General features: G+C 46.0%; 1 protein-coding gene. It reads left to right on the top strand.

All coding sequences use genetic code 11. From position 1 onward, the window contains the following. Positions 1–225: 225 nt before the first annotated feature. Positions 226–3,047 (top strand): Ig-like domain-containing protein (locus MK185_17650; GenBank protein ID MCH2042455.1); only part of this gene is annotated, 2,822 nt, incomplete at its 3' end.

A 3,047-nucleotide genomic window follows, 5' to 3' on the forward strand; every position in this document is an offset into this window, starting at 1 on the left:
CCCCCCATTTGCAAATGATTATCATTATCGTTCATTCTCAATAAGCTCTCTGGTTGCCGACAATTGTTTAGGGTCGGGTAACAGAGAAAAACCGCTCTGGACTTACTTTTCAACCTACTTGTCACCCCGTGAGCTTCGGAAAAAGACTTTCAATCGTACAAAAGTACGATAAGATATTGTCGTTTTCAATTTTTACGCTACCCGATCTAATTACAGAATCTAACTATGGTACAACTAAGCTTAAGTACAGAAACAAACTTTCCAGGGGATTTGAATGCCCTGGTTGAAGACCAAGGCACCGTTTTAACCGTTCGGTTTGAACTGGATGAGCCGGCTCCTGCCGGAGGACTGAGGGTATTTCTCGATAGCACAGAGACAGAGATTCTCAATCGTCTCGATTTCGCGCAGCTAGTGAGCGATTTTTTCGCTGGTGTGGGGGTTGAAAATATTGTCGCCTTTCCCAGTCCTCAGCGAAACGATGATAGATCCGGCCTTGCCCTGACCATTGCCGCAGGGGCAGAGTCTGCCTCTTTTCAAATTAATGTTCTCAATCAAGAGGAGGCAGACCCGCCCCAGCGTCCCTACGATGGCCTGCTACCAGTTGAATTCTCTTTGATTACAGCAGATCAGATCCCAGTTGAAGACCAAGGCACCATTACTGGCGTTGGCGATTATACAGTCGATCAAAGTGCAGCTAGTAGTACAGTATTGTTTGCAGATACTGAAAGCCAGTTACCATCAACAACCCCAGGATATGACGAAGCAGTTAGTGGTGATATTTCCGGTGATCCCAACAACCCCTTATTACTACCCCTGACCGAAGGAACCACAACTCTGTCTGCTACCACAGGAGGAGGAATCAGCGACCAGGAGTACGTTACCGTAACCATTCCGGAAGGGTTTCAACTCGATAGTTTGGTACTTGCGTCTTTCTCAACCCCTGGAAATCCTGGGTTTATCGGTGTACAGGAAGGGAGTACATTCACAGAACCTCTTGATAATTCTGCCAATCGAGGAAACTTTCTTGGGTATCTCACATTTGGGTCAGAAGTTGGCACGGACATCTTAGACGATATTGGTCGTGGTAACGGTGCTATCGGTTTCGACGGACCATTACCCAGTGGAACCTACACCTTTGCTTTGCAACAAATCCAAGGCTCCACCGATTACACCCTAGAATTCAATGTATCAGAAGTTACCAATACTGATCCTGAAGCAGAAAATGATTCCTATAGTGTAGCAACCAATCAAACCCTAGATATTGATGCTGTTGCTGGTGTGCTGTTTAATGACAGCGATGCTGATCAAGATTCCTTAACAGCGGCGATCGAAACCCTTCCCGACAACGGTAGTGTTACCCTGAACCCTGATGGTTCCTTCAGCTACACTCCCGATACTGACTTTGCAGGTATTGATACCTTTACCTATACCGTCAGCGACGGTAATGATGGCAGCGATACGGCTGAGGTTTCTATCAACGTTGGTCAACTACCCATAGTAAGTTTTGAAGCCATTCCTGCCACTATTTCTGAAGAAGGAACGGCAGAAGAGCGTCTTCTAAGATTGGAGTTTAACGTCGTCGGCGACATCCCTGAAGGGGGCTTATTTATTCTGTTTGAGAGCCTTTTTGGTATCACGGATCAGATGGATGGCGGCAGCGATGCAGGAGACTTTAATAATCTGGGATTGGTACCACCCTTCGATAGAGAAAACAATATTATCGGTGTTCGCCTCGATGCAAATCAAGCCGAGATGTTGTTACCAATCGTCAACGATTTGACTGAAGAAGGAACTACTACCTTCGATTTTGCCCTAGCTCCAGGTGAGGGTTATATCATTGACCCCGACCAAAACGCCACCTCCTTTACCATTACAGACGACAATGGTGGCCCTGGAGTTGGCCCTACTATTGCCCTTTCTGTCTCTGAAACCAACTTAGCAGAAGGAGATCCCCTGACAGTCAACTTTGATGTAGTGGCTGGTGAAATTCCTCCAGAGGGTGTAGATGTTTTAGTACAAAGTACGGTTCCCGCAGCACTAGGTCAGTTTGATTTATCTAATCTCGATGATTTAGTGCTATCAGGAGTAACTAACGTTCGTCCTGGGGATACCAGAGGTCTAAGCTTTATTGCTACTCTTACAGATCCTAATGCCTCGATCACCCTAGATATCTTTGACGATATTATAGCTGAGGACCCCATTGAGTTGCCCTTCACCCTCGTTAATGGGGAACTTTACGAAGTTGATCCCACGGCGGAAAGTGTTACCTTAACTGTCAGTGACGATATCGATATACCAGGGCCCACGGTGGGTATTACCTTGGATAGAAGCGATGTAGTTGAGGGAGAAACTATTGTCTTAACCATCAATACAACAGGAGAAATTCCCGACGGTGGACTGCAAGTCTTAATCAACGATGTTGAAAGTGCTGCCAATGGTTTAAGATCCCTGACTGAATTTAATATCAGCGGCGTTCAATTCACAGGGATTGAAGGATTTCCTCTTCCAGCAGAAGGAGATAGTGGTTTCTTCGTCACCGTTTCCGATCCCGTTGCCACCATTACCCTACCAATATTCGATGATCAAGCAGATGAAATCGAAGAGGAAGAAGTATTTACCTTTGCAGTGATCGATGGGGAAGCTTATGGAGTAGATCCTGATGCCCCTGACGTTACCCTCAGCATAGCTGATCCACCAAATGAGTTACCAACTGTTTCCATCTCCACCACCACCCCAGAGGTGACTGAAGACGAGGCACCAGAAGCACGAGTAACATTAACTGTCGATGGTGAGATTCCTAACGATGGACAAGGAGTAGTGGTCACCATTGGTGGTGAAGGTGTTGAAAAACTGTTTGCTCCTCGATTCCTTGATGGCAGTGTTCCCATAGTTTTTGAGCCAGCAGATGGGGTAGTTGCCCTTGGTTTTACAGGAACAGAAGTGATTCTTGGTCTTTTAGAACCAGAGGTGACCTCCATATCAACTATTTTCAACGACATTGTCGAAGAATTACCCGATGTCTTGGAGTTCGAGATATTACCAAGTGA

This window comes from Saccharospirillaceae bacterium, from assembly GCA_022448365.1.
Lineage (GTDB): Bacteria > Pseudomonadota > Gammaproteobacteria > Pseudomonadales > Oceanobacteraceae > Bacterioplanoides.